This window comes from Paenibacillus sp. O199 (assembly GCF_001636635.1).
Lineage (GTDB): Bacteria > Bacillota > Bacilli > Paenibacillales > Paenibacillaceae > Paenibacillus > Paenibacillus marchantiae.
Window position 1 is genome coordinate 271,730 of the sequence record NZ_LGRP01000004.1, and the last position, 26,178, is coordinate 297,907.

Annotated in this window: 26 protein-coding genes; 20 read left to right on the forward strand and 6 right to left on the reverse strand. The window is 45.7% G+C overall.

From position 1 onward, the window contains the following. On the forward strand, window positions 1-394 hold a 394-nt coding region (locus A6049_RS33990; RefSeq protein ID WP_240321351.1), incomplete at its 5' end, for a zinc-binding dehydrogenase. Between the two features lie 278 nt (window positions 395-672). On the opposite strand, the gene A6049_RS08570 is transcribed toward A6049_RS33990, so the two are convergent. The 4 genes from A6049_RS08570 to A6049_RS08585 form a co-directional block, all read right to left on the reverse strand. Then, on the reverse strand, window positions 673-1,578 hold the full coding sequence (locus tag A6049_RS08570) for a YitT family protein (protein WP_063564229.1): 906 nt from the start codon (window positions 1,576-1,578) through the stop codon (window positions 673-675). Window positions 1,579-1,692: 114 nt separating this feature from the next. Beyond that, window positions 1,693-2,931, reverse strand: coding sequence for a cation:proton antiporter (locus tag A6049_RS08575; protein ID WP_063564230.1), 1,239 nt, complete (start codon window positions 2,929-2,931; stop codon window positions 1,693-1,695). Window positions 2,932-2,935: 4 nt separating this feature from the next. Further along, the gene (locus tag A6049_RS08580; protein ID WP_053780467.1) at window positions 2,936-3,430 is read right to left on the reverse strand and encodes a cation:proton antiporter regulatory subunit; all 495 of its coding nucleotides are present in this window, start codon (window positions 3,428-3,430) and stop codon (window positions 2,936-2,938) included. A gap of 312 nt (window positions 3,431-3,742) precedes the next feature. Next, the gene (locus A6049_RS08585) at window positions 3,743-4,147 is read right to left on the reverse strand and encodes a hypothetical protein (RefSeq protein WP_063564231.1); all 405 of its coding nucleotides are present in this window, start codon (window positions 4,145-4,147) and stop codon (window positions 3,743-3,745) included. Window positions 4,148-4,327: 180 nt separating this feature from the next. On the opposite strand from A6049_RS08585, the gene A6049_RS08590 reads away from it, so the two are divergent. The 17 genes from A6049_RS08590 (at window position 4,328) to A6049_RS08670 (ending at window position 22,523) form a co-directional block, all read left to right on the forward strand. Next, window positions 4,328-5,272: a putative sporulation protein YtxC gene (locus A6049_RS08590; protein ID WP_063564232.1), complete on the forward strand. Its 945-nt coding sequence runs from the start codon at window positions 4,328-4,330 to the stop codon at window positions 5,270-5,272. Between the two features lie 196 nt (window positions 5,273-5,468). Continuing rightward, window positions 5,469-5,696 (forward strand): hypothetical protein, encoded by a 228-nt coding sequence (locus tag A6049_RS08595; RefSeq protein ID WP_063564233.1) that lies wholly within the window; start codon window positions 5,469-5,471, stop codon window positions 5,694-5,696. Between the two features lie 5 nt (window positions 5,697-5,701). Further along, a complete protein-coding gene (gene thrS, locus A6049_RS08600) occupies window positions 5,702-7,639 on the forward strand; it encodes a threonine--tRNA ligase (RefSeq protein ID WP_063564234.1) in 1,938 nt (645 codons plus the stop codon). A 182-nt stretch (window positions 7,640-7,821) separates the two neighbouring features. Further along, window positions 7,822-8,595, forward strand: a complete 774-nt coding sequence (locus A6049_RS34370) for a 3D domain-containing protein (RefSeq protein ID WP_275078617.1) — start codon at window positions 7,822-7,824, stop codon at window positions 8,593-8,595. Between the two features lie 115 nt (window positions 8,596-8,710). Continuing rightward, window positions 8,711-8,896 (forward strand): hypothetical protein, encoded by a 186-nt coding sequence (locus A6049_RS08610; protein WP_063564337.1) that lies wholly within the window; start codon window positions 8,711-8,713, stop codon window positions 8,894-8,896. Window positions 8,897-9,066: 170 nt separating this feature from the next. After that, the gene (gene liaF, locus A6049_RS08615) at window positions 9,067-10,122 is read left to right on the forward strand and encodes a cell wall-active antibiotics response protein LiaF (RefSeq protein WP_063564235.1); all 1,056 of its coding nucleotides are present in this window, start codon (window positions 9,067-9,069) and stop codon (window positions 10,120-10,122) included. 3 nt (window positions 10,123-10,125) lie between these two features. After that, the gene (locus tag A6049_RS08620) at window positions 10,126-11,163 is read left to right on the forward strand and encodes a HAMP domain-containing sensor histidine kinase (RefSeq protein ID WP_063564236.1); all 1,038 of its coding nucleotides are present in this window, start codon (window positions 10,126-10,128) and stop codon (window positions 11,161-11,163) included. Further along, on the forward strand, window positions 11,160-11,822 hold the full coding sequence (locus A6049_RS08625) for a response regulator (RefSeq protein ID WP_063564237.1): 663 nt from the start codon (window positions 11,160-11,162) through the stop codon (window positions 11,820-11,822). The genes A6049_RS08620 and A6049_RS08625 overlap by 4 nt, the downstream gene beginning before the upstream one ends. Window positions 11,823-11,970: 148 nt before the next feature. Further along, the gene (locus tag A6049_RS08630) at window positions 11,971-13,671 is read left to right on the forward strand and encodes a S1C family serine protease (RefSeq protein ID WP_063564238.1); all 1,701 of its coding nucleotides are present in this window, start codon (window positions 11,971-11,973) and stop codon (window positions 13,669-13,671) included. A 195-nt stretch (window positions 13,672-13,866) separates the two neighbouring features. Further along, window positions 13,867-14,556 carry a response regulator transcription factor gene (locus tag A6049_RS08635; RefSeq protein WP_063564239.1) on the forward strand — a complete coding sequence of 230 codons (690 nt, stop codon included), beginning with the start codon at window positions 13,867-13,869 and terminating at the stop codon, window positions 14,554-14,556. 1 nt (window position 14,557) lies between these two features. Next, window positions 14,558-16,018 (forward strand): sensor histidine kinase, encoded by a 1,461-nt coding sequence (locus A6049_RS08640; RefSeq protein WP_063564240.1) that lies wholly within the window; start codon window positions 14,558-14,560, stop codon window positions 16,016-16,018. A 68-nt stretch (window positions 16,019-16,086) separates the two neighbouring features. Next, the gene (locus A6049_RS08645; protein WP_063564241.1) at window positions 16,087-17,040 is read left to right on the forward strand and encodes a 4-hydroxy-3-methylbut-2-enyl diphosphate reductase; all 954 of its coding nucleotides are present in this window, start codon (window positions 16,087-16,089) and stop codon (window positions 17,038-17,040) included. Window positions 17,041-17,271: 231 nt separating this feature from the next. Then, a complete protein-coding gene (gene aroF, locus A6049_RS08650) occupies window positions 17,272-18,336 on the forward strand; it encodes a 3-deoxy-7-phosphoheptulonate synthase (protein ID WP_063564242.1) in 1,065 nt (354 codons plus the stop codon). A gap of 414 nt (window positions 18,337-18,750) precedes the next feature. Further along, window positions 18,751-20,175, forward strand: coding sequence for a type I glutamate--ammonia ligase (gene glnA, locus A6049_RS08655; protein ID WP_063564243.1), 1,425 nt, complete (start codon window positions 18,751-18,753; stop codon window positions 20,173-20,175). Between the two features lie 212 nt (window positions 20,176-20,387). Next, window positions 20,388-21,497, forward strand: a complete 1,110-nt coding sequence (gene serC / locus A6049_RS08660) for a 3-phosphoserine/phosphohydroxythreonine transaminase (RefSeq protein WP_170867852.1) — start codon at window positions 20,388-20,390, stop codon at window positions 21,495-21,497. Window positions 21,498-21,633: 136 nt separating this feature from the next. Further along, window positions 21,634-22,098, forward strand: a complete 465-nt coding sequence (trmL, locus tag A6049_RS08665; protein WP_063564245.1) for a tRNA (uridine(34)/cytosine(34)/5-carboxymethylaminomethyluridine(34)-2'-O)-methyltransferase TrmL — start codon at window positions 21,634-21,636, stop codon at window positions 22,096-22,098. A 170-nt stretch (window positions 22,099-22,268) separates the two neighbouring features. Further along, window positions 22,269-22,523, forward strand: coding sequence for an AbrB/MazE/SpoVT family DNA-binding domain-containing protein (locus tag A6049_RS08670; RefSeq protein WP_024629045.1), 255 nt, complete (start codon window positions 22,269-22,271; stop codon window positions 22,521-22,523). 97 nt (window positions 22,524-22,620) lie between these two features. Here the strand turns inward: A6049_RS08670 and A6049_RS08675 are convergent, their stop codons facing one another. Next, on the reverse strand, window positions 22,621-23,052 hold the full coding sequence (locus A6049_RS08675) for a GNAT family N-acetyltransferase (protein WP_063564246.1): 432 nt from the start codon (window positions 23,050-23,052) through the stop codon (window positions 22,621-22,623). Further along, complete coding sequence (locus A6049_RS08680) at window positions 23,049-23,966, reverse strand: serine hydrolase domain-containing protein (protein WP_063564247.1); 918 nt, start codon at window positions 23,964-23,966, stop codon at window positions 23,049-23,051. Before A6049_RS08680 ends, A6049_RS08675 begins: the two co-directional genes overlap by 4 nt. 464 nt (window positions 23,967-24,430) lie before the next feature. On the opposite strand from A6049_RS08680, the gene A6049_RS08685 reads away from it, so the two are divergent. Together A6049_RS08685 and A6049_RS08690 are read left to right on the forward strand one after the other, a co-directional pair. Beyond that, window positions 24,431-25,195: an alpha/beta hydrolase gene (locus A6049_RS08685; RefSeq protein ID WP_063564248.1), complete on the forward strand. Its 765-nt coding sequence runs from the start codon at window positions 24,431-24,433 to the stop codon at window positions 25,193-25,195. Between the two features lie 11 nt (window positions 25,196-25,206). After that, window positions 25,207-26,166: an ABC transporter permease gene (locus A6049_RS08690; protein ID WP_063564249.1), complete on the forward strand. Its 960-nt coding sequence runs from the start codon at window positions 25,207-25,209 to the stop codon at window positions 26,164-26,166. Window positions 26,167-26,178 lie beyond the last annotated feature (12 nt).

Here is a 26,178-nt window from a genome sequence, read left to right on the forward strand (position 1 = left end):
CCTGGTACAGGCCAATGAACATTCTGTACAACAAGTGGCTGAAATTACGGGAGGCGACTATGCTACAGCTGTCTTCGATGCAACAGGTAACGTGAATTCGATGAATGAGGCGCTTCAATATGTTGCTCATAGTGGTCAACTTATTTTCGTGGGACTGGTGAAAGCGGATATTACCTTTCATGACCCCGAATTTCACAAGCGGGAGATGAGTATCTTGGGCAGTCGAAACGCAACCCGTGAAGATTTTGAACAAGTCCTGTCGACCTTGCGTCAAAAGAAATTAAGCATGGATGGGTATATCACACACCGAGTGGAATTTGATGAGTTACCTACTGCAATAGATCAATGGTTATTGTCAGATTCACATGTAGTCAAAGCCATCGTTGAGCTATAATAACAAGTAAGTCTGATAACAGAAAAAAACGCTCTCTGACCTTACTGGACAATACTGTCCATCCATAAGGGAAGAGAGCGTTTTTTGTAAGTTGAATTAAAATTACACGATAACGAAGAGGACAGAAAAAACCTGAATAAGCGAAGCGTTCGCCTTTATCCCCGGATTTTTCCCTTCAGAAAAGGGAATCGAAAAAATCTGGGGATAACAGCGATTGGAAGGTTGTTCTGTCATCGTAGTGTCAGTGTAAATATCTTTAGTTCAACTTACATGAGCTATTATTTTTCCGGGTTTGTCACAATACCTGCATGTGGATCAATATGACGCACAATGGATTTGAGCCAGATCATTTCGAGGAAATGAATCTCATAGTAGAGCGCTCCCGGAACGTGTTGGATCCAACCTTCAGCGACAGCTGGATGCCCTGGATCCGTTGAAGCAGCCAATGTTCCAGGTTCACGGCGCAGCCGTTTACGGATGGCTTTTTCAACTTGAGCGCTTTGTGTAGTTAAAATACATATTTTGCGCTTAGCTGTGAATCCGCGGAATGCAATATACACCATTTCATATGCAATGAGATAAGCAATTACCGAGTACATCGCTTGATCCCAACCGAAGACAACACCAGCGGCGGTTAGAATCAACAAGTTGAGCAGCATGATTATTTTTTCGATAAGCATCCGTTTCCCGCTAAATACACGTTCAGGTGGACGGGAGGACGGATCACCGATTTCCAGCGTATCCAGTGTCCCACCATACCGCACGACTAGACCGATTCCTAGACCGAGACATAATCCGCCAAACATGGCGGCTGCCAGCGGGTGCTCGACAAGCGGCGGCATGGGATGAAGCACAATGGCACCAATCGAAAAGACAACCAAACCCAGAACAGTGACCAGTACGAATTTCTTTTGCACGAGTCTATAGGACAGAAAGATAAACGGAACGTTGAACAAAAACAGGAACAAACCAATCCTCATTTCGGTCCAGTGGGCGAACAACGAAGAGATACCTGTAATGCCTCCAATAATGATCTTATTGGGATGTAGAAACAATTCAAGTCCCACGGAGGCCAGAATTCCACCCGCGATTACAAACAATAAATTCAACATGCGACGGGCAGATGATAATCTGGTCTTGGCGGTTTGTGGCACCGGATTAGCCGATATCAGAGGTGCTTTCATAGGTCATCCTCCTTAGTGCGGCTTTCGAGCCATTCTCCCTGGGTTAGTCACAGAAAGATCGGCATAAGAGCCGCGAAGTACGTTAGTGTGTCTGTTCTGTACAGACATAAGGAATTATCCTTCTTTCTGTAGAACCTTTGGTTCTTCTTTCTTTTTCCGAGGATCCTTGAACTTGAATATTTTATCCAATAAACGGAATACATGTTTGGACTCTTTGGTTAATAAAGGACCCAGAATGGCCAGAATTAGGACATAGAGCGCGGCAAACGGTTGAATCATTGGCAACAGTCCTCCGGCTTTACCCATGTTGGCCAAGATGATGGAAAATTCACCCCGTGACACAATGGTTAATCCAATATTCGCCGATGCTTTGGGCGATAGTCCTGCACTGCGTCCGGCCATCATACCTGCCAGGAAGTTACCGAACAATGTAATAACAACTGCAATCAGAGCTAACCATACGGCTTCGCCACCCAAGGACAACGGATCAATGGACAATCCAAAGCTGAAGAAGAAGATTGCTCCGAAGAAGTCACGGAACGGTAGAATCAAGTGCTCAATCCGTTTCGCGTGTTCTGTTTCAGCAAGCACCAGACCAACCAGTAATGCACCAATCGCTTCGGCAACATGAATGGTTTCAGAGAAGCCGGCTACCAGGAACAAGGCTCCGAATACAACGAGAGAGAATAGCTCATTCGATCGAATTTTAAGCAATTTGTTTAGTAGCGGTGTTGCTTTGCGTCCAAGGATAATCACGATAAGCATGAATCCGAGAGCAATAAGTGCGGACATGATGACGCCTCCGATGGAGGATGAATCACTAAGCACAAGTCCGGACAAGATCGAGATATATACAGCGAGGAATACATCTTCGAACATAATAATACCCAATATCATCTCTGTTTCAGGATTGGCCGTTCGTTTCAAATCCACGAGTACCTTGGCCACGATGGCACTGGAAGAGATGGTAGTTATACCTGCGATAATAAGTGCTTCTGCAACTGGGAAACCGGACATAAAACCGAATATTAATCCCAGCGTGAAGTTAATCCCAATATAGATAGACCCGCCGACTGCAATGGATTTACCCGATTTGATCAAACGACCAACCGAGAATTCCAGCCCTAGATAGAAGAGCAGGAAGAGAATACCAATGCGGCCCATAAACTCAATAAACGGCTGACTTTCAATGAAACGGAAGTCCAGATGCCAGATTTTCATAGCATGTGGCCCAACAGCCATCCCGATCAGAATATAAAACGGAACGACCGAAAATCTTAGTTTTGCCGATAAAAGGCCGGCTGCCGCAATGAGCACAAGGGCCAGACCTACTTCGAATATCAAATGATCCATCTATTTACCCCCTTCCAGTCAGGAGGAGGGATTTAAACAGTTTCTGCTGATTGCGTTCGCCAACGGCTACTACCGTGGACTCTGCACTAATCACGACCTCCGGACCGGGGCTGATATGTTTTTTGTGATTCTTCTCTACAACGGCAATAACCGTTGCCCCTGAGTTTTGACGTACGTCCAGTTCACCAATAGATTTACCGATACATCCGTAGGATGGCTCGATTTTGTACCATTCAATAATCAGATCGTCAAACGTTACTTCAATATTTTCAAGCTGCTTTGGTTTATAGGTCAATCCACCAACGATGGCAGCAATCTGTCTTGCTTCATAGTCATCAAGTGTAATCATGGAGATGCTTTGGTCTGGATCATCGTACTCAAAATGGTACATTTCCCGGCGACCGTCATCGTGAATAATGACAATAATTTTATCTCCACTGCTCGTTTCAATCTGAAATTTCTTGCCGATTCCCGGCAAATCTGTTTCGCGTACATCCATGGATAGTATGCCTCCTTAAATTGAGGGCTGGCCACAGAAGACAGGCTTATTTCCCGAAAATAGAATGAACAGCTGAACTTAGGAACATTAAATGATGCGGGTAAACAGAGCCAGGGACTCCTGACACACAGCCTTGTGTTGTGAATTTTTAATGAAAATGGGGATAACAAAATAGATGCTAACAAATAGGTGTTGCCAATGAGGCTGATCGATATCTAACATTTGCTAAAAGGGTTAAAAGTTATGCACAAGCACACCGTCTATCAGACAGAGGTGTCTCCATGCAAAGCAACCTAAAATACGGTGTAAAGGCTAGTTAAGAGCGTTCACGTATTTTGGTGCTATAGGGGTGGGAGATACATACATACTGGTGAATTTGATGGGTAGCAGAAATAATCTGCGTTTAAACAGACAAATCAACGGTTTAAAGGGTAGACGCGGTGTAGGAATTCGCAGCATTAGCAACAAAGCGAGCACAAGAAAGACAGGTTTGTTATGCGTGACCGCAATCAACTTCGACATGACTTGTGGGTATTTGCGAATGGCAGGTTTCTGCTGAGACTCCAATGTGTGGACAAGCACTTCCTTGTTGGAAGTCGTCTCAACGGTTACCTCGACAGCGGATTCCGACTGCATCGGAATAGGGAAGGACAACGCTTGGAATACGCACAAAATGATAATAAAAGCGTAACGGAGTATTCTTGGTTGTTGTCTCATTTTGGCTTCCCCCCTTTTCCGTGAAACATACTGTTATAAAAATAATAACACATTTTTGTCTTAACTCCAAACAGATTGATAATATACTGAGAAATCATGACACGCTTTCCATCAATCCGCTTCGTATATCCCTATCAGCCTTGCCATATACTTTGAACAGGAAGGAAAGGAGTGATTCTTATGGAACTGTTCGCCGTATGGACCGATGTATCAGGGCAGGAGGAAGCGGATCAATTTTATCGTTGTGTGAAGGAAAAAACCAAAGGTTTACATATAAGCAAAAGAGGATTTCGGCTCACCTTCAAACATAATGACGGAAGAGCGGCCTGGGTATGCAGAGGCAATGAGAATCACGCTGACTTCCAGCAGTGGCTGCCTCAGATCAGTGATTTGCTTGCCACTGGACTTGCAGATTACATCATGGATACACGTGAACGTATTATGGTGGAAGAGATGATCTCAAAGGCCTGCTCAGTCATGGATGAACATGAGGTGGAGAAGGTAAATCGGATTTGCATGCCTTTATTATTCAATGGTGACTTGGATCAGCCAGGCCTGCGCGAGCGTCGCCGTACCACTTTGGCCAATGGTTTGAAGCAAGATTTGGAAGAGGTGCATTTTTTTAATCTTGAAGGCATTCTTAATTTCCGGATTCGGCCATATAAGCAGGAACTTCATGAGCTGGTAGAATATGCGCTGGATGAATTCTGGATGGATCGTCAATATGAAGAGTTTATGGGGCTACTCAAATATTTTGTGTTCTTTCAGGAGGCGAAAGTACCTCTTGTACATTTGATACACAAAGGTTTGCATGAATTTCAAGTATTGGATGCTGCACTTAATGTGCTGCCCGTACAAAAGGATGAACAGGTCGTTGTAGAGATGCCTGGACTTGAATTGGAAATGGATATCGAAGACATGATCGTGAGTACGCTGATCTCCATCTCGCCTGAAAAGGTCATGCTGCATACACGCACTCCAGATCTGCCTATCATCTCTACGATCCGTCAGATCTTTGAAGACAAAGTGCAATTATGCCATCATTGCCCTGAGTGTGAAGTGCTGCGCTCCGGATTGTTGACAGGTCTTGACGCAAGTGATATCGGCAATTATAATAACTGTTGATCCATGATATTTATTTGAGGTTGTTATGGAACAATAAACAAAAGCGTTGACAAAGACAAGAACCATACGCACGGTCAGTGCAGAGAGAGGGAACTAGGCTGAAATTTCCTCCGGATGCCACGTTTGGTTTACCCCTTTGTAGCTGCAGTTTTGAAAATGGATATAAATATTGCCTCTATAATACAGGTAGTCATCCATGAGTAAGGATATGCCGGGTCATGCCCGTTACCGTCATGCCAATGAGGGCTGTACTTCCAATACGGATGAAGCAGCTGAATTAGGGTGGAACCACGAGAGTATACAACACTCGTCCCTTTGCCGGGACGGGTGTTTTTTGCGTTCCTTTGCAAAAATTGCAGGAACAGCAATAGATTATCCATCCATGATCATGTATGGACAGAGGTTGAATTTACAGGAGGAATGAGACAAATGGCAGTTAACATTAAACTACCCGATGGTTCGGTTCGTGAGTATGCCGACGGAAGCAGCATTGAAGATGTGGCCGCTTCGATCAGCAGCGGACTTCGCAAAAATGCCGTAGCCGGCAAACTGGATGGAATCGTGGTGGACTTGTCCACAACACTTCATGAGGGAGCATTGGTGGAGATCGTAACACTGGATTCACCAGAAGGCCTGGAAGTGATGCGTCATAGTACAGCTCACTTGCTCGCTCAAGCTGTGAAGCGTTTATATGGAAACAAAGAGGTACATCTCGGCGTTGGTCCTGTCATTGAAGATGGTTTCTACTATGATATGGATCTGGAACAACCTCTCAATCCCGAAGATCTGCAAAAGATCGAGAAGGAAATGGAACGTATTGTTAATGAGAACTTGCCGATTGTACGTAAGGAAGTTAGCCGCGAGGAAGCGATCAAAATCTTCGGAGAAGTGGGCGATCCTTACAAGCTCGAATTGATTCGTGACTTACCAGAAGACAGTGTTATCACTATTTATGAGCAAGGTGAATTCTTCGACTTGTGTCGTGGACCACACGTACCATCCACCAGCAAAATCAAAGTATTCAAACTGATGAATGTTGCCGGTGCTTACTGGCGTGGAGACAGCAAAAACAAAATGCTGCAACGTATTTACGGTACAGCTTTTGTGAAAAAAGCACAGCTTGATGAGCATTTGCACTTCCTGGAAGAAGCTCGTAAACGGGATCACCGTAAACTGGGTAAGGAACTCGAAATCTTCACATTCTCCCAACTGGTTGGACAAGGTCTGCCAATCTGGTTGCCTAATGGTGCCAAGCTGCGCCGGACGTTGGAGCGTTATATCGTGGATTTGGAAGAGAGCCTCGGATATCAGCATGTGTACACACCGGTGCTGGGTAATGTTGAATTGTACAAAACATCAGGTCACTGGGAGCACTATCAGGATGACATGTTCCCGAAAATGGTTATGGACAATGAAGAACTTGTTCTTCGTCCGATGAACTGTCCTCACCACATGATGGTGTACAAGTCCAGCATGCACAGCTACCGTGATCTGCCGATCCGGATTGCCGAGCTTGGCATGATGCATCGTTACGAAATGTCGGGCGCGTTGACAGGTCTGCACCGTGTACGTGCGATGACGCTGAACGATTCTCATATATTCGCACGCCCGGATCAGATCAAGGAAGAGTTCGCTCGTGTTATTGAGCTGATTCAAACGGTTTATAAAGATTTCGGCATTCACGAATATCGTTTCCGTCTGTCCTACCGCGATCCTCAGGATACCGAGAAATACTTCCAGAATGACGAGATGTGGGAAATGTCCCAACGCATGCTCCGTGAAGTTGTGGAAGAACTCAACCTTCCATTCTATGAAGCAGAAGGCGAAGCGGCATTCTATGGTCCAAAACTGGATGTTCAGATCAAGACAGCACTGGGCAAAGAAGAGACATTGTCTACCGTTCAATTGGACTTCCTCTTACCAGAGCGGTTTGAGCTTGAATATGTGGGAGATGATGGGCAGAAACATCGTCCGGTCGTTATCCACCGCGGTGTAATCAGTACGATGGAGCGTTTCACTGCATTCTTGCTGGAGAACTTTGCAGGGGCTCTGCCACTGTGGTTGTCTCCTGTACAGGCGAAGGTTATTCCTGTATCCGGCAACTTCGACGACTACGCACGTGAAGTGGAAGCGAAACTGAAACGTGCAGGCATCTCTGCTGAAGCGGATCTGCGTAACGAGAAGCTTGGTTATAAAATTCGTGAAGCACAGCTTGAGAAAATGCCTTACATGTTCGTCGTTGGTGAAAATGAACGTAATGCAGAGGGTGTATCTGTGCGGAAACGTGGAGAAGGCGACCTCGGCATGAAACCTGTGGACGAAATTGTAGCCCAGCTCAAAGAAGAGATTGCAACAAGACTGGTGTAATCCTGAATTGTGGGTTCTATAATAGAAAACCGTTTGAATCATATTGGAGTAAATCCAAGGGTTCAGACGGTTTTTTTTGTTGTTTTCTGGTTTTCTGACATCCGGTTTAAAAGCCTTAATAGGTGAAAAGTATAGAATTTTTTCATTTTGGAAAACCTTTGCAGTAAGGGGGAGGTTCTATAATGAAAAAGCAATTCTTAATTCAAAAGAAAAACATAAGGTTCATCATCTCTTGTTGTGTAATGTTCGCCGGAGTAGTCTTGGGCTGGAATCAGGTAGAAGCATATACCTTCGAAGAGGAAAATGAAGTCATGTATGTGGAGAATCAGCACAGCGAAACTTCAGGAGAGCTTGAAGGCGTACATTCTGAAACGGCAGTTTATGAATACAGCGATCAGGCTCAACTCACAACCTTGGTCTATATGGGGTTTTTATGGTCTCCACAGCCTATTGTTATTCCACGGCCGGAAGTTCCGGAGAAGCAGACTGGAGTTGACCCATCCATGCCGGTGCTCGCTCCGCGTACAGAACAGGTGTTGGACACGCATAAAGTGACTGCTACCGGATACACTGCAGGTGTGGAATCAACCGGAAAAGGCCCAAAACATCCTCAATACGGAATCACGTATTCAGGTGTAAAGGTGCGCCGTGATAAAGAAACGGTCTCAACGATTGCAGCTGATCCGAAGCTGTTCCCACTGGGTTCCATTTTATATATTCCCGGTTATGGTTACGGCATCGTTGCAGACACGGGCTCGGCGATCAAGGGCAATAAAATTGATCTTTATTTCCCTACCACAAAGCAAGTGTATAAAGAATGGGGCAAAAAGGACGTCGAAGTACAGGTGATCAAACAAGGTGCTGGAAAATGCACTGAAAAAATGCTGGAAGAATTATCGGAAGCCATCGATGTGTACAAATCCGTACCCGATTCATGGCTGGACAAGGCCGTATAATGATGATGAATTTTAATACATGAATAACGCACGCGCACTCTTCACATAATACTCTCTGGGGACGAACCCCGCGTTGCAGACATGCAATGTAAATATGAAGAGAGAGGTGATCGTCGTGGCTAAGAAATCTCAAGGTTCACAAACGCCAAACGAGAAGTACAATGCAGAGTTTGGAGAAGAGAATGCAGCAAGCAAAGTGAAACAATCGCACCAAAACAAAGTGAAGGATAACTTCCAAACACCTGATGAAAAATACAATGCTGAGTTCGGTACTGAGAACACAGGCAAATCACAAAAGTAAATCAATGCACAGACACCTTGGAGAATTTCTCCAGGGTGTTTTTAATATTTTACATAAATACCCTTCCGTCTCGGTCTGGAGACTGAGATCAATTCCATCTGCCGCCGCTGTTAACCAATCCTTGTCTGATGTAAACTGGATACAGAATACAGACAAAGGAGACATGAGCGATGAAACGATCTACGCGGGACCGCTGGTGGGTTGGCATTCCTCTTATTGCGATTGGCGCAATAATATTGTTCAGGCAATTGGGATATGACATAGATATCGGATACATGTTCAGAACATATTGGCCGTTATTTTTGATTTGGTGGGGTGTAAAAGGTATAACCGAAATTCGGCGTAATGGGAGTCATGCATTGATTGGACCGGCCATTGTACTGGCGATTGGTGGATACTTCTTGGCACGCAATCTGGGGTGGATTGATTATTCCATGGGCGAGTTCATTCGCTACCTAATTCCGGTAATGCTGATTGGTGGGGGATTGTTCGTTCTGATCGGACCTCGTCGTCGTGACCGGAAACATCATGACCAAGTACAACCGCCTCCACCGCCGGAGCCACCTTATAAACCATTGTCCCCTGAGGACCTGGAAATGCCGTCTTCGTTTGATGAACAGTTTGAGAAAACATTTGGCAAACCGGAACAGGAACAAAAAAATGATTCACATGGCTCATTTTATACAGATAAGGAAGACCATAAATCACACGGACATCAACATCATCATAAACATCAACAACATCATCACAAGCACAAAGGTTATGGTTCAAATAAAAAGGCATATGGAACATTTGATGATGATGACCACTATGATGATGATTCGAATTATTATAATGGCCATGGGAATACGATTAACAAATCGGCATTTATCGGCGATATGTATATGGGACAGGAAGTGTTCTCCCTGAAACCGATGAATATTTCGGCATTTATTGGCGATACGGTGATTGATTTGACGAAGGCGCAAATACCTTACGGTGAGACGAAAATTAACATTTCCTCTTTTATTGGGGATGTGAAGGTATTTGTTCCTGAAGATATGGATCTCGGTGTGACTGTGACGACAAACTCGTTTATTGGGGACATGTCGCTGTTAAATCAAAAACGGGGTGGATTCCTAAGCAGTGCTCAGGCTGAAACGGCGCATTATCGCGAAGCAGGAAAAAAAGTACGGATTGTCGTTAGTGTGTTTATTGGAGATGTCAAAGTGAACAAGGTGGGTTAACGCATGATTCGAACGATTCTCAAGGCAAATAAGTGGGAACTGATGATGTATTTTGCGCTGACCGGACTCATTACTTTGGGCGGGTTTTACTTGCTGTACGGGGAAGTGCTGATGGGAACAGGGCGTCAGCGTGCGTGGACCTATGTTGCTGTTGTTCTCCTGGCTACCATAATCACGGGATATATTGCCGCCTTACGGCTTCAACGCAAGATTGATCTTCTGGATCTCAACATGCTGAAAGTGTCCAAGGGCAATCTCGCTGTTCGTATGCCTGAGGCAGATGATGCCTCCTTCGGACGGGTATATCAGGAATTCAATGTCATGATGGATTCGATTGAGAAAAAAATGAGATTGCTTCAGCGGCTTGGTGAGCAGGAAGTCATTGAAAAGGAACAGGCATCCGAACGCGCTGTGATTGAAGAACGCAAACGGATGGCAAGGGATTTGCATGATACGGTCAGCCAGCAGCTTTTTGCCATGCATATGTCGGCTTCTTCCTTACCACGTTTGCTGGAGATGAATCCCGAGCATGGCAGCAAAGTGTTGGAGCAACTTATTCAGATGTCGCATATCGCACAGCGGCAGATGCGTGGGCTTATCGCTCAGCTTCGCCCAGTGGAGTTGGAGGGAAGGAATCTTGGCGAAGCGCTGGATAGCTGGTTCCCGGATTATTGCAGGCAGAATGGTTTAAAAGGAGTGAAAGAGCTGGAACTGGATGGCGGAATTTCCGATGCCATCGAGCACCAGCTGTTTCTTGTTATTCAGGAAGCGGTCGCTAATGTGGTCAAACATGCGGAAGCGGGTCTAGTCAGTCTGTCCATACGAGAGAGTGAACATCAGATCAGCATGAGCATTAGCGATGACGGTCAGGGGTTTTTGCAGCAAGCGGAACGGCCTGGTTCATACGGATTATCAACGATGCGTGAACGGGCAGAGAAGCTTGGGGGTCAGGTTCAGATTATATCGAAGCCGGGAGCGGGGACGACGGTGCGGGTATTCATCCCGAAATTCCCGAAAGAACCAGAGGGGGAAACGGAATGAGCGGAATAGTAAATGTAATGATTGTAGATGATCATGATATGGTGCGGATGGGGTTAAAAACGTATCTTATGCTGGAGCCTACATTTCATGTGATGGGGGAAGCGGGTAACGGACAGGATGCATTGAATCAGCTGCGCAAGCTGGGAGAAAACGAACTGCCTGACCTGATCCTGATGGACTTGATGATGCCGGTAATGAATGGCGCGGAAGCGACACAAGCGATTATGACCGAATTTCCGGGGATGAAAATTGTGATGCTGACCAGTTTTCTGGAGGATGACCTTGTGGTACAAGCGATTGAAGCCGGTGCCGTCAGTTATGTGCTGAAGACAGTATCTGCTGAAGAGTTGATCTACGCTCTGCAAGGAGCATACCGAGGTATGCCTGTAATGACAGGCGACGTATCACAGGCATTGACCCGTGGCATCAGGCAGCGCACAGCAAGAGAGAACGAATCCGGCCTGACGGAACGGGAAAAGGAAGTGCTTTTGCTGATTGCAGAGGGCAAGACCAATAAGGACATCGGGGAAGAACTACATATTAGTATCAAAACCGTCAAAACTCATGTGAGCAATCTGCTGATGAAATGTGAAATGGACGATCGGACACAGCTGGCAATCTACGCTCATCGTCAGGGCTGGGTGAAGAATAAGGGTTAGAATGCAGATTTGGCGGGAAAAATGTTCTATAACAGCGTGCTTTTATCTCCTTTTTAATTGTTTTTAAGGTACGGTTAAGGTTTAAAGTACAAAATAAGGACAGTTAAAGAATATCTCTTGCGAAGAAGAGATTGGGAGGTAGAGAGGCATGGACGAACGTAATTACAGAGCGAACCGTCAAGACGAGGAAAATGAAACTAAACAAGCGGAGAATCGCAATTCATCAGGGACGGACGATTCCTCCTATTATTATTCTTACGGACCTTTTCAGTCCGTGAATCAGGAAGATACAGCAAGTCATAATGGGGAACATAATCAACGTGAAGAAGGAAATGTAGAGATTACAAGACCTGAACCCGTGAAGCCCGTACCTACTTACTACAGTAATTACAATAACGAATCATCTGATCAAGCTAATACGTCCTCCAGAGGGGGCGGCGGCAATGGTTCAGGCAACGGAGGAGATCAGGGGAACGGCGGCAAGAACAATGGGAATTGGAATTATAATAACCGTCGGCCACGTTCTTCCGTAAGATCGCTCCTGTTCTCTTTTATCGCCGGGATGCTGGTCATTACAGTGCTGATGTATACAGCGGACAGAACAAACATGTTTACACCACAGGAAGCGCTGACAAGTGCAGACAATGAAAGCTCCAGTCAGTCATCTTCTCCTACTAACTCAGGCAGCAGCAATAACGTGACAGCGTCATTACTGCCAACGGGCAAAGAGGATGTATCCTCTGTAGTAACGAGTACAAGTCCGGCTGTCGTCAAAATCGAAACACTTGCCAAGCAGTCTACACGCAGCAGCAGCCAGGGTGGTTCTACGATGAGCGATCCATTGTACCAATACTTCTTTGGTAACGGAAGCAATGGTGGAACAGATAGCTACCAAGGCCAAAATAATCAGCAGCAACAGCAACAAAGCAGCAATCAGTTGGTTCCGCTTGGCATTGGTTCCGGATTTATTTTTGACAAAGAAGGCTACATCCTGACGAACCAACACGTGGTTCAGGGTGCAGATGTGATTCAGGTAACGCTGGAGAACAACAGCAAACCGTATGAAGCAAAATTGCTGGGAAGCAGCTTCGACCTTGACCTTGCCGTATTGAAAATTGAGAAAAACAGTGGCGATGATGCTTTCCCTGTCGCTCCACTGGGCGATTCTAACAGTACTCAAGTTGGTGAATGGCTTGTAGCTATTGGTAACCCGGAAGGATTTGAACACACAGTTACTGCAGGTGTGTTGAGTGCGAAAGAACGTACCATCAGCATTCCGGACGAAGAAACCGGCAAAACTCGTGAGTACAGCCACTTGTTACAAACGGATGCTTCCATCAATCCTGGTAACTCCGGTGGACCATTGCTTAACCTGAATGGTGAAGTCATTGGTATGAACGTTGCGGTTAGCGCGGATGCACAGGGTATTGGGTTTGCCATTCCTTCGAGTGTAATCTCGGATGCGGTTAAATATTTGAAAGAAAATAAAGAAGTTCCCAAAGAGCCCGTACCGTTCATTGGTGCATCTCTGATGGCCCTTACGCCTGAAGTGGCTAAACAGATGGGAACGGATATCACTGAAGGTTCAGTTGTAGCCAGCACGATCTATCAATCCCCTGCTTACCAAGCAGACCTGCGTGCTTATGACATCATCACAGGTGCCAATGGCACAGCATACAGCACAAGTCAGGATTTGATTGATTTCATCAAGAAACAGGAAATTGGCAGTGAAGTGACACTGAATGTTGTTCGGGACGGCAAAAAAATGGATGTGAAACTCAAAATCGGCAACAAAAATGATTACGATACTACACAAACAACGGATCAACAACAGCAACAACAACCATAATGCCGAAACATGGGTTATAGAATAAGGTTTAGAAGAGCGGAAGGGTTCGAGGGCCCTTTCGCTTTTTTTGCACTATATTCGTTTGTACTCCATCAAGGTCTGACTCGCAACGCAACAAGGTGTTTGGAAAGATGCAGATTGCGCTTTTGGCTGTTACAATAAGATTAAAACGTTAAGGGATAAAGGAGAAAGACCATGCGCTCAACTATTCTGATTGTTGATGATGATGAAAAAATCGTTTCCATGCTTCGGCGGGGACTTGCTTTTGAAGGATATGAGGTACAGACAGCTTCGAATGGGGCGGAGGGCCTCAGTAAGCTAATGGATAAAGAGCCGGATATCGTGGTTCTTGATGTCATGATGCCGCAAATTGACGGGTTTGAAGTATGCCGCAGACTCAGAGAAGCGGGGAGCAAAGTGCCCGTGCTAATGCTCACTGCCAAAGATGAAGTACAGAGCCGGGTAATTGGGCTCGATACAGGTGCAGATGATTATCTCGTGAAGCCGTTTGCACTTGAAGAACTGTTGGCTCGTGTCCGTGCCTTATTGCGTCGTAAAGCGGATATAGCAGACACGCCTGATAATCGACTTATGTATGAGGATATTATTCTGGATAATGATTCTCGTGAGGTGTTGCGTGACGGTCAGCGTCTGGAACTGACTGCCAAGGAGTTCGAATTGCTGAATCTGTTCATGCAAAATCCGAAACGTGTGCTGTCCCGTGATCTGATTATGGATAAAATCTGGGGTTATGATTACAGTGGTGAATCCAATGTGCTCGAAGTGTATATTGCCATGCTCAGACAAAAAACCGAAGAATACGGCGGCAAACGTTTGATCCAGACGATCCGGGGAGCCGGCTATATTTTGAGGGGTGACTCCTGACATGTCCATTCGGTTAAGATTAACCGCGTGGTATTCAGGCATCTTGGCAGCCGTGCTCATTTTTTGGGGAGTTGTGATCTACGCTTTTGTTTATTTTAATACGTATCAAGAAGTGGAACAGCAACTGAAAGATAAAAGTGAACGAATAACGAATCAGATCGGTGTCAATCCGCTCTCACAGTCGCTGGACCTGGACCCTTTTACAGAAAGTCAGCTTCAGGAAGCTCAGATATACATCCAGTTGTGGGACTACCAGAGCAGATCTGGTAAAATCTCAGGCAATATGGAGAAGCTTCAGATTCAATTTCCCGTTGTGAAATCCAATGAGATCCAGAAAAAGCGTGGGATATCCAAGATCTATGTCAATGGGACCCCTTTCTTGGTGAATCAACAGCCCTTGTCTCTTCAGGGGACCAATGAAATAAGGGGGCTCCTTCAAGTCGGTGCTAATGTTAGTTCCCAGGAACGATTGCTGGAGGCTCTGCGAAATATTCTGGTCTTTGGCTGGCTTGTAGCGATGGCGCTTGCCATTACTTCGGGTCTGATTCTGGCTCGTAAATCGATGCGTCCGCTCGTCAATGTGATTGATGCCGCCAATCAGATTCAATCCGGGGATGACCTTAGTGTGCGTATTCAATACACGGGTCCAAAGGATGAGATTGGACGTCTGATTGAAACAGTTAATAATATGCTTGAACGAACAGAGCTGTCATTCCGCGGGCTCGAGGAGACGAATAAAGCTCAGCGCAGATTTGTATCTGATGCTTCACATGAGCTGCGTACACCGCTGACCACGATCCGTGGCAATGTGGACTTCCTTAAGAAGCTGTGGGATCAGGAGAGCACGGACCGACCGAATCTGGACGAAGAAACGGTTAAACAAATGTCGCTTGAAGCGATAGAGGACATGGCGGATGAAGGCAAACGCATGAGCAGACTGATCAGTGACATGTTGTCTTTGGCCAGAGCCGATACAGGACAGAAAATCGAACTGAATCCGATCCCGTTGCAGATTCTGGTGCAGGAAGTGGCTCGAAGATCGCAATTCCTTGATCACCAGGCTGACTGGCGTCCAGGTGATCTATCGATTTTGAATGGCATTTATGTGAACGGCAGCAAGGACTATTTGCAGCAAATGTTGTTTATTTTTATCGAGAATGCTTTCAAGTACACTCCAGATGGCTCGGTTACGCTTGATGCAATACTTTATAAAGGTCAGGTGGGACTGCGCATCAGTGATACGGGCATCGGAATGGATCGGGATGAAGTTCCATTTATCTTTGACCGGTTCTATCGGGCGGATGAGTCGCGCGGTGCCACACCAGGCATAGGTCTGGGACTGTCGATCGCCAAGTGGATCATAGAGGAACACCAAGGGTCTGTCGAGGTTGTAACCAGACGTGGAGAAGGAACGACCTTTATCATTTGGTTGCCGGTTGTCTTTGCTCCGCCTATCGAATAAGGTTATAATAGACAGGACTGCAATTACATCGGCTATCTTTGCCGAGAAAGAAAGCGGGTGGCAACCAAGTGGAAGTACTACGAATTTCGCCGCGGGGATATTGTTACGGAGTTGTGGATGCGATGGTGCTCGCGCGCCAGGCGGCACGCAATCTGGACCTACCACGGCCTATTTATATATTGGGTATGATTGTGCATAACCAACATGTGACGGACTCTTTTGAAGATGAGGGCATTATTACACTGGACGGACCGAACCGGATTGATATTTTGAGCCAAGTAGAGAGCGGAACAGTGATCTTTACTGCCCATGGTGTATCTCCGGAAGTGCGCAAGATGGCACGTGATAAAGGTTTGACTACAGTGGATGCAACTTGTCCGGATGTAACCAAAACCCATGACCTTATTCGAGAGAAGACGGCTGAAGGATATGACATTATCTATATCGGGAAAAAGAGCCATCCAGAGCCTGAAGGTGCGGTTGGTGTTGCACCCAATCATGTTCATCTGATCGAGAAGGAAGAGGAGATTGACGGACTGAACGTACCTCCCGGCAAAATCCTTATTACGAATCAGACAACGATGAGCCAATGGGACATTAAACACATTATGAGCCGTCTTCTGGAGAAGTATCCAGGCGCAGAAATTCATAATGAGATATGCTTGGCTACCCAAGTACGTCAGGAAGCTGTTGCTGAACAGGCAGGGCAAGCCGATCTGGTCATTGTTGTCGGTGATCCTCGCAGTAATAACTCCAACCGACTTGCACAAGTATCGGAGGAAATTGCGGGTGTAACGGCATATCGTGTATCAGATGTGGCTGAGATTCAGCAGGAATGGCTGAAAGGTGTGAATAAGGTGGCGGTTACTTCGGGCGCATCTACACCAACACCGATCACGAAGGAAGTCATCCTGTATCTGGAGCAATATGAACATGACAAGCCGGAAACATGGGAAATCAAGCGTACGGTGAATATGAGCAAGCTATTACCTCCTGTAAGGGAAAAGACTCGTACAACGTAAACAAACATTATTATAAGAATCCTGCAGTACAGAGCCGAAATCCGGTGACTGACTGCAGGATTCTTTTTTTTAAGGGGGATAAGAGTCGGCTTGACTGAAAAGGGTGAATATGTTATATTTACTTTAGTGGATAAAAGCTTAAAAGCGAACAAGCGTTTAAGTGAAGAAGAGTTTTGGAGATTAAATCAGACGCGCTTAGGCGCTCTCATACAAGGAAGGATGGGATTTATAATGATCGTTATTGCAGGTAAAGCTACTCCGGAGGAACATATTCAGGATATCGTCGCTACAATTGAAAAGGAAGGGCTTCAGGTTCATATCTCGCGTGGAGAGGACCGCACCATCATTGGTTTGATTGGTAAAGTAGAGCCGAAAATGGCTGAGCATCTCCGTCAAATGAAAGGTGTGGAGAATGTCGTCAAGATTTCGAAGTCTTACAAATTGGCAAGCCGTGACTTCCATCCTCAAGATACCGTAATCTCCATCAAAGGAGTAGATATTGGCGGCAAAGAACTCGTCGTTATGGGCGGACCTTGTGCGGTTGAATCAGCTGCACAGATTGATGAGATTGCCGGGCTGGTTAAGGCAGCCGGTGGACAGGTGCTTCGCGGTGGTGCATTTAAGCCACGTACAGGTCCGTACAGCTTCCAGGGAACGGGTGTTGAAGGTCTGATCATGATGGCTGAAGCAGGCAAGAAACATGACCTGTTGACCATTACAGAAGTCATGACGCCTGAATATGTGGATATTTGTGCCGAGTACGCAGACATTCTGCAAGTAGGTACACGGAACATGCAGAACTTCGATTTGCTGCGCAAATTGGGTGAGTGTGGCAAACCGGTACTGCTGAAACGTGGTTTCAGTGCAACTTATGATGAGCTGTTGAATGCGGCTGAATACATTCTTGCGGGTGGCAACCCGAATGTAATGTTGTGTGAGCGTGGTATTCGTACATTCGAATCCTACACACGCAATACGCTCGACTTGTCGGCCATCCCTGTTCTGCAGTCTCTCAGTCATCTGCCAGTCATTTCGGACCCAAGTCATGGTACGGGTCGCCGTGAGCTGGTTGAACCGATGACGAAGGCTTCTGTTGCTGCTGGTGCTAACGGCCTAATTATCGAAATGCATACGGACCCGGATAATTCCATGACGGGTGACGGCGTGCAATCTTTGTTCCCTGACCAATTTGCCAACCTGCTTCAGGATCTGGAGAAATTGGCACCAATCGTGGGTAAAACATTCAACACAGCCAAACAACCGGCGGAGTTCTTTCCAGCACGAGTAGGCGTATAACTGATCTTCATAGTATAGGTAATATATATCATCCGGGCATCTGCCCTGGCTCCGTTCGATGAGAATGAGGCTAGGACAAAATGTCCGGTTTTTATGTTATTTGGAGCCTTGAACGCATTTATTAATCATAGGTGATAAGAAACATTTATGATGTAATGTTATTACCATAATTTAGGCTAAATATACCCCTGCTTTACCGCATTAAACCAGTTAAATATAGTGTATTTACGTTGTTAAGTGAAATCAATAGGTTTATAAAATGTTAGCATAGCTTACATAGTTGCAAAAAATACCTTACATAAGTATTGACGATGTCACATTTGAGATTTTATAATGACGACAGAAAAAAATTCGAATATGGACATTTTCTTAGCGGGGTTGTTTAATGTTCGGAATATTTGGGAGGACGAATACATGTCGGTTGAAAACGTATTGAAATCAATTCAAGAGAACAACATCGAGTGGGTAGATTTTCGTTTTGTAGATTTATCCGGTCGTGCGCACCACATCTCGTTACCAGCTTCGGCAGTTGACGCAGACACTTTTGTAAATGGAGTAGCCTTTGATGGTTCTTCTATTCAAGGTTTCCGCGGAATTGAAGAGTCCGATATGGTTATGATTCCAGATCCTGAAGCGACTTTTGTCGATCCGTTCACAGCACACCCTACATTGAATGTTATGTGTGATATCTTCACTCCGGATGGCGAGCGTTATGAGCGTGACCCACGCGGTATCGCAGTCAAAGCCGAAGAGTTCCTGAAAGAAAGCGGAGTAGGTACAGCAGCATTTTTCGCACCTGAATCCGAATTCTTCATCTTCGACGATGTACGTTATGAGAGCGGCACGAACAGCTCTTCCTATTTCGTAGATTCCGAAGAAGCTTCTTGGAACACCAACCGTAAGGAAGATGGCGGTAACCTGGGCTTCAAAGTTCGCACTAAAGGCGGATACGTTCCTGTAGCTCCAGTGGATACACAACAAGATATTCGTAGTGAAATGTGTCGCATTTTGGAAGAAGCGGGCCTGTCGATCGAGCGTCATCACCACGAAGTGGCGACAGCTGGTCAAGCCGAAATTAACTTCCGTTTTGATACGTTGAAGAAAACAGCAGATAACCTGCTTGTATACAAATACATCGTGCATAACACTGCACGTCAATATGGTAAAGTAGCAACATTCATGCCAAAACCACTGTTTGGTGACAATGGTAGCGGAATGCACGTTCACCAATCCATCTTCGATGGCGATTCCCCATTGTTCTATGACAAAGCGGGATATGCAAACCTGAGCGAAATGGCTCTGCACTACATCGGAGGCATTTTGTACCACGCACCAGCTCTGATTGCTTTGACTAACCCTAGTACGAACTCATTCAAACGTCTCGTACCTGGTTATGAAGCACCGGTTAACCTGGTTTACTCCAAAGGTAACCGTTCGGCAGCAGTACGTATTCCGGTTGCAGCTGTGACACCAAAAGGTTGTCGTATCGAGTTCCGTACACCGGACTCCACAGCTAACCCTTATCTGGCATTCGCTGCAATGCTGATGGCGGGTCTGGATGGAATCAAACGCAAAATCAACCCAACTGAGCTTGGATATGGTCCACTCGACAAAAACATCTATGATTTGTCTGATGCAGACAAAGAAAATATCCGCAGTGTGCCAGCTTCCCTGGAAGAAGCGCTTGACGCTCTGGCAGCGGACAACGAATTCTTGACTGAAGGCGGCGTCTTCACGAAAGAATTCATCGAAAACTATATCAACCTCAAACGTGACGAAGCAAAAGCAGTGGCAATTCGCATTCATCCGCATGAGTACAGCCTCTACTTCGACTGCTAATCCAGTCGGAACAGAAACTGTTCCCAATGTAAAGCCTCCGGGACTCGCTCTCGGAGGCTTTTCCTTGAATTGAACGATGTAGTGCATTAACTTTGCAGGGTGATAAAGGAATTTGATAACCCTGATTCGCAGCTTCGGTGCTTATTGCCCTTGAAGCAGATAGGGAATACTGATATCATAGCGATAATATTCACTTCATATGTCAGCTACGGATGGAAAGGGCGGGGGATTTTGTGACAAAGAGAGCGTATAATTTTAATGCAGGACCTGCGGCGTTGCCACTTGAGGTTCTGGAGCGTGCTCAGGCAGAATTTGTTGATTTTCGGAATACAGGGATGTCGATTATGGAGATGTCTCACCGTGGAGCGGTGTACGAATCTGTACATAATGAAGCTCAGGAGCGTTTGTTGTCTCTGCTAGGCAACCCCAAGGGATACAAGGTCCTCTTCCTTCAGGGCGGAGCCAGCACTCAGTTCGCCATGCTGCCGATGAACCTGCTCGGGGAAGGGCAGACAGCCAGTTACGTCATGACAGGCAGCTGGGCCAAGAAGGCACTGTCTGAGGCGAAACTGATTGGGGAGACGCAGGTCGCTGCATCTTCCGAAGCGGATAAATATATGAAATTGCCGGATGTGTCGAATCTTAGCTTCCCGGATCGCACAGCTTATGTTCATTTGACGTCTAACGAAACAATTGAGGGAACTCAATTCAAGTCATTCCCGGATACCGGTTCAGTTCCACTTATTGCCGACATGTCGAGTGACATTTTCTGCAAACCGTTTGACCTTAATCAATTCGGCATGATCTATGCGGGTGCACAGAAGAACCTGGGCCCATCAGGGATTACGGTTGTTATTGCTCGCGAAGAACTGGTTAGTGAATCTCCTAAAACGATTCCGACGATGCTTCGTTATAGTACACATGTGGACAACAATTCTCTCTATAATACACCACCGTCCTTCTCCGTATACATGGTGAACGAGGTTCTGAAATGGATCGAGGAACAAGGCGGATTGGCTGGAATTGAACAGAAGAACGTGAAGAAAGCGGATTTGCTCTATAATGCGATCGATTCCTCCGGAGACTTCTACCGTGGCTGTGTAAATCCGGCAGATCGTTCCCTGATGAATGTGACCTTCCGCTTAGCTAACGAGGACTTGGAGAAACAGTTTATCAAGGCTTCGGAGCAAGAAGGATTTGTTGGTCTGAAAGGGCATCGGAGTGTTGGCGGCCTGCGTGCTTCCATTTACAATGCTGCTCCATATGAAAGTGTTAAAGCACTTACGGACTTCATGTCCCACTTCCAGAAGACTAATGGATAAATAACCTGGCAGCGAGTTGTGAATTCAAGCATTACACTTGTGTTTTACCAGAGCCTTCCACATTGACGTGTGGAGGGCTTTTCTTTAAGATTAGAGAATTGTCGTTTACATGAAATGAAAAGGAGATTGAACACATATGGCTTTACATATCGTTCTGGTTGAACCGGAGATTCCGGCAAATACGGGCAATATTTCTCGTACATGTGCGGCTACCGGCACACATTTGCATCTCGTGCGTCCACTTGGATTCCGTACGGATGATGCCACACTGAAACGCGCGGGTCTGGATTACTGGCATGCCGTTCATATTGAATATCATGATTCGTTTGCCGAGGTTCAGGAACAGTATCCTGAAGGGCGTTTCTTCTACGCAACCACGAAGGCAAAGAACCGTTATAGCGATTTTAAGTTTCAGGATGGAGATTTTCTGGTGTTCGGTAAAGAGACCAAAGGCCTTCCTCCAGAGTTAATTGCTGCTAATCCAGAAACTTGTATGAAGATGCCGATGACAGGTGATGTTAGATCATTGAACTTGTCAAACTCAGCAGCAATCATTGTGTATGAGGCATTGCGTCAACTTAATTTCCCGGGTCTTGATTAATCCAATTCGCGTATAAGTGACGGTTAGAATTCGCTAAAAAAACATTTTTCAAAAAAAAGGACAAAAAATGTTTATTTCCAGCAGGATTCGACAAAATCTTGGCGAATTAATAAACATAGTACAAATGTACCTAGAAATTTAGAGTAAGATAGGAGAGGTGTGCCGTAGCTATGAAGCCAGCTGGAGTCGTTCGCAAAGTTGACCAATTGGGTAGGATCGTATTGCCTAAATCTTTGCGTAAAAGGTATCAAATGAATGAGGGAGATCCTGTAGAGATCTTAGTACAAGGGGACCATATCATTCTAGAGAGATACCGTCCAAAATGTATTTTTTGTGGATCGATGGAAGAAGTCAATGAGTTCAAAGAGCGTTACATATGCGCACAATGTTTAGATGAAATGACCCAGCTTCCACAGCACGGGTAAAATAAAAAGTATCATGGCCTCTGAAGGTCATGATACTTTTTTTGTGTGGGAAAAGCTTTTCCACTTCTTGTTGTTTATCGGGATCAAACGAATGGAATCAGCTATTAGAGTCGTACTCCATCACCCAATATTTCTCCCCGGGTATACCTTCTTCAATGACTTTTTTCCAACCCTGTCGTTCGTAAAAGCCAATTGCTTTATGATTATCAGATACACATTTCAATCGAACAGGCTGCTGCATAAGTGAAATTGACGCATCAAGTAAGCGTGAACCTGTACCCCCGCCGATAAAACCGGGATGGATAAACAGAAGGTGAATAAAGTTCTCGGGAAGATATAGCGAAGCGAAGCCGAGAAGCTGTCCTTCTTCATTTTCAGCCACGAGGATATATTCTTCAACGGTGTCTGTATCAAAATCCTGTAGGGACAGCTCTTCCGGCTTAGCCCAGTGGAACCGGGCACGTCGCGACTCGAGATAGATGATTCTCAACTCCGCATAATCTGCCTGAGTGGCTGCTCGTATAATCAAATGTTCCCCTCCAGAATAGGCAATATATCTGACCATACATGATCAAGAATGGCTTGCATATTTTGTTCATCACTATTGATGGCAACGACGGACTCCAGCTCCGGTAGGACAACACATAGTTGACCATTGGCGCCATCAGCACGGTAAGCGTTATGGGAACATCTCCAGAATTGATATCCATAACCTTGTCCCCAGTCGCCGTCTCCTGGTGTAGGGATCTGTTGTGTTGTCGCTAATCGGATCCATTCCGCAGGAATGAGCTGCTCGCCGTTCCAGTGGCCCTCCTGAAGCAACAGTTGACCGAACCTGCCTAATTCCTCATTGGTGAGTTGCAGGCCCGCACAGCCCAATGTAATGCCTAAGGGAGAAGTCTCCCACTCTACATTCGTAATGCCCAGTGGCTCGAATAGCCGGGGAGTCAGATAGTCCTTAACGGTTTGACCAGAGGCAGCCTGGAACATGGCGGAGATCATAAACGTATCTGCACTGCTGTATGTAAACGTTTCACCAGGAACTCTGTTCAAAGGAAGGGACATGTAATATTTCGCCCAATCTTTCTCAGGAAGGGTGGCTCGCTCTTCTGCCCATAACACAGGTACGTCATGCCCCGATGACATTCGCAGCAAATCGTACAGGGTGAGGTCCGCAGGAGGGAAGGCTGTTAAATGGGAAGCAGGTGTTGGTGATGTGAAATAGTCTCCTAGTCTGGATTCAAGTGTAAGTGTGCCCGCATCTAAAGCAAGTCCAATCGCCATGCAGGTGAACGATTTGCTGACAGAATGCTGTAAGCGGCGCATATCGCTGGTGCGATCCCACGCTCCGATTGTAACCCCTCTCTGCAATACCCGAACAGAATGAACGTTTAACTGCTGCTCATCTATATGATGAACAAAAGAATTAATAATACTAGACATCTTAACATCCTTTCTAAAAAAGAAGAATTTTAACTGTTGGTGAAACGTTTCCGCAATCTGGATCAAAAATTAGAACTTATGTTAGTACAAACGAAGTTCAATGTCAATGAATAGGTGCAAACGGTTACTTAAAGGAAATTGTTTCAAATTAAAAGTGCCTTTTGACGCAAATTTTATCACGGAAAATCAGTTTTTTGAGAAAAAAGCGCGAAATTTGTAAAAAGGTTATTGACAGGGTTTGTACTTCGGGATTATGATTTATTCGAAACGATTCGAAGAAATCGCTTCCACGTAAAATGTGTTGTAATCAAGTCCAAGTAAATCAACGTTGGCTATGTTTTGAAACGATTCGAGAAAATCGTTTCGATAACCGAGCGAAATACGGGGGAATCACTGGAAGTTGCAACAAAAAGGCAGAGAAACAGAAGTTTACAGACAGCAGCCGACGATGAAAGGGGTTACATATGGCGCATATAACGATCGAAACCGGATCGCCTACGGTATGCATGAATACAAGCATACATGTAGTGTCCAGTGACTCCGGAGACACTTCAGGCGGTACGCTATATTTGCTGCATGGGGCAGGCGATAACGCAAGTACATGGCAACGTTTGACTACAATTGAAATGTATGCGCAACAATATGGCTGTACCATCATTATGCCGGAAGCGAACCGAAGCTATTACACCGATATGGAATACGGCCTGAATTACTTCCATTACATCACTCAGGAGCTGCCTGAATTCTGCAGGCGTCAGCTCAATCTCAATACAGACCCGGCAAAGACTTTCGTAGCCGGTCTATCCATGGGTGGGTACGGTGCATTGAAATGTGCACTGACATATCCCGAGAGGTACCGCAAAGCGGTGTCCTTATCAGGTGTAACTGATATTCAGACCCGGCTTCACGATCCGGAGATGCCATCAGGCATGATCAAGGAAATGAAAGCGGTTTTTGGAGAACGGTTACAGGTAAAACCTGATCAGGACCTGTACGCACTGTCTGCCAAGCTGTTGAAGCAAGGTGGAGATTTACCGGATATTCTGAGTTGTTGTGGTGACATTGATCCGTTTGTGGATATGAATCGCAAATTCGCGGAATACATGCAGGAAACGAATTTTGAGTTTCGGTATGTGGAGACACCGGGTACCCATGAATGGAGATTCTGGGAGCAACACCTGAGAACAATGTTTGATTTTCTGTATAACGACAAGACCAAAGTAGAGTGAGGAGATGCAATTTGAAACCTGCAGCCGAAGGACCTAGCAAAAAGCTGAAGGGAAACTTGAAAGGCAATTCGCTCTGGAGTGAAATCTGGAAGCACAGAATGACGTACACCCTGCTTATTCCAGGGCTCGTCTGGCTGATCCTGTTTGCCTACATGCCAATGGGTGGCCTGTCTCTTGCGTTTAAAGACTACAAGGCAAACCTGGGGATTTGGGGAAGCCCATGGAGCGGATTTGAGAATTTCAAATACGTTTTCCGGGATCCAACCTTTATTGACGCGGTATGGCGGACGCTGTACATCAACATTCTAAAACTGATTATTCAGTTCCCGTTCCCGATTATTCTTGCCCTGTTGTTGAATGAATTGCGGATGCGCAGAGGGAAAAAGTGGTTCCAGACGGTTCTTACGTTCCCTCACTTCCTTTCATGGATCATCGTATCCGGGGTAGTCATCAACGTCTTGGCTTATGACGGACTGGTAAACAGCGCACTTGGTTTGCTTGGATTGCCAACCATTAACTTCCTTGGTTCCGAGTCTAACTTTGTACCGATGCTGCTGTTGACGGATATTTGGAAATCAAGCGGATGGGGTGCGATTATCTTCCTGGCAGCCATTTCCGGTATTGATCAGGATCAGTATGAATCGGCGCAGATTGACGGCGCTTCCCGTATGCAGCAGATGTTCAAGATTACATTGCCAAACATACTTCCAACAATCACCGTCATGTTCATTCTGTCGGTTGGTGGATTGATGTCTTCCGGTTTCGACCAGATCTTCAACTTGGCAAATGCCGCAACTAAAAATGTATCGGAAGTATTGGATGTATATATCTATCGGATTACGTTCCAGTCCTCAACGGACTTCTCATTCTCGACAGCGGTCAGCTTGTTCCGTTCCCTCGTGAATATGGTCTTGCTGCTTCTCGCAGACAGATTTGCCAAGTGGCTTGGCGGAGACGGTTTGTTCCGATAAGAGAGGAGGAAA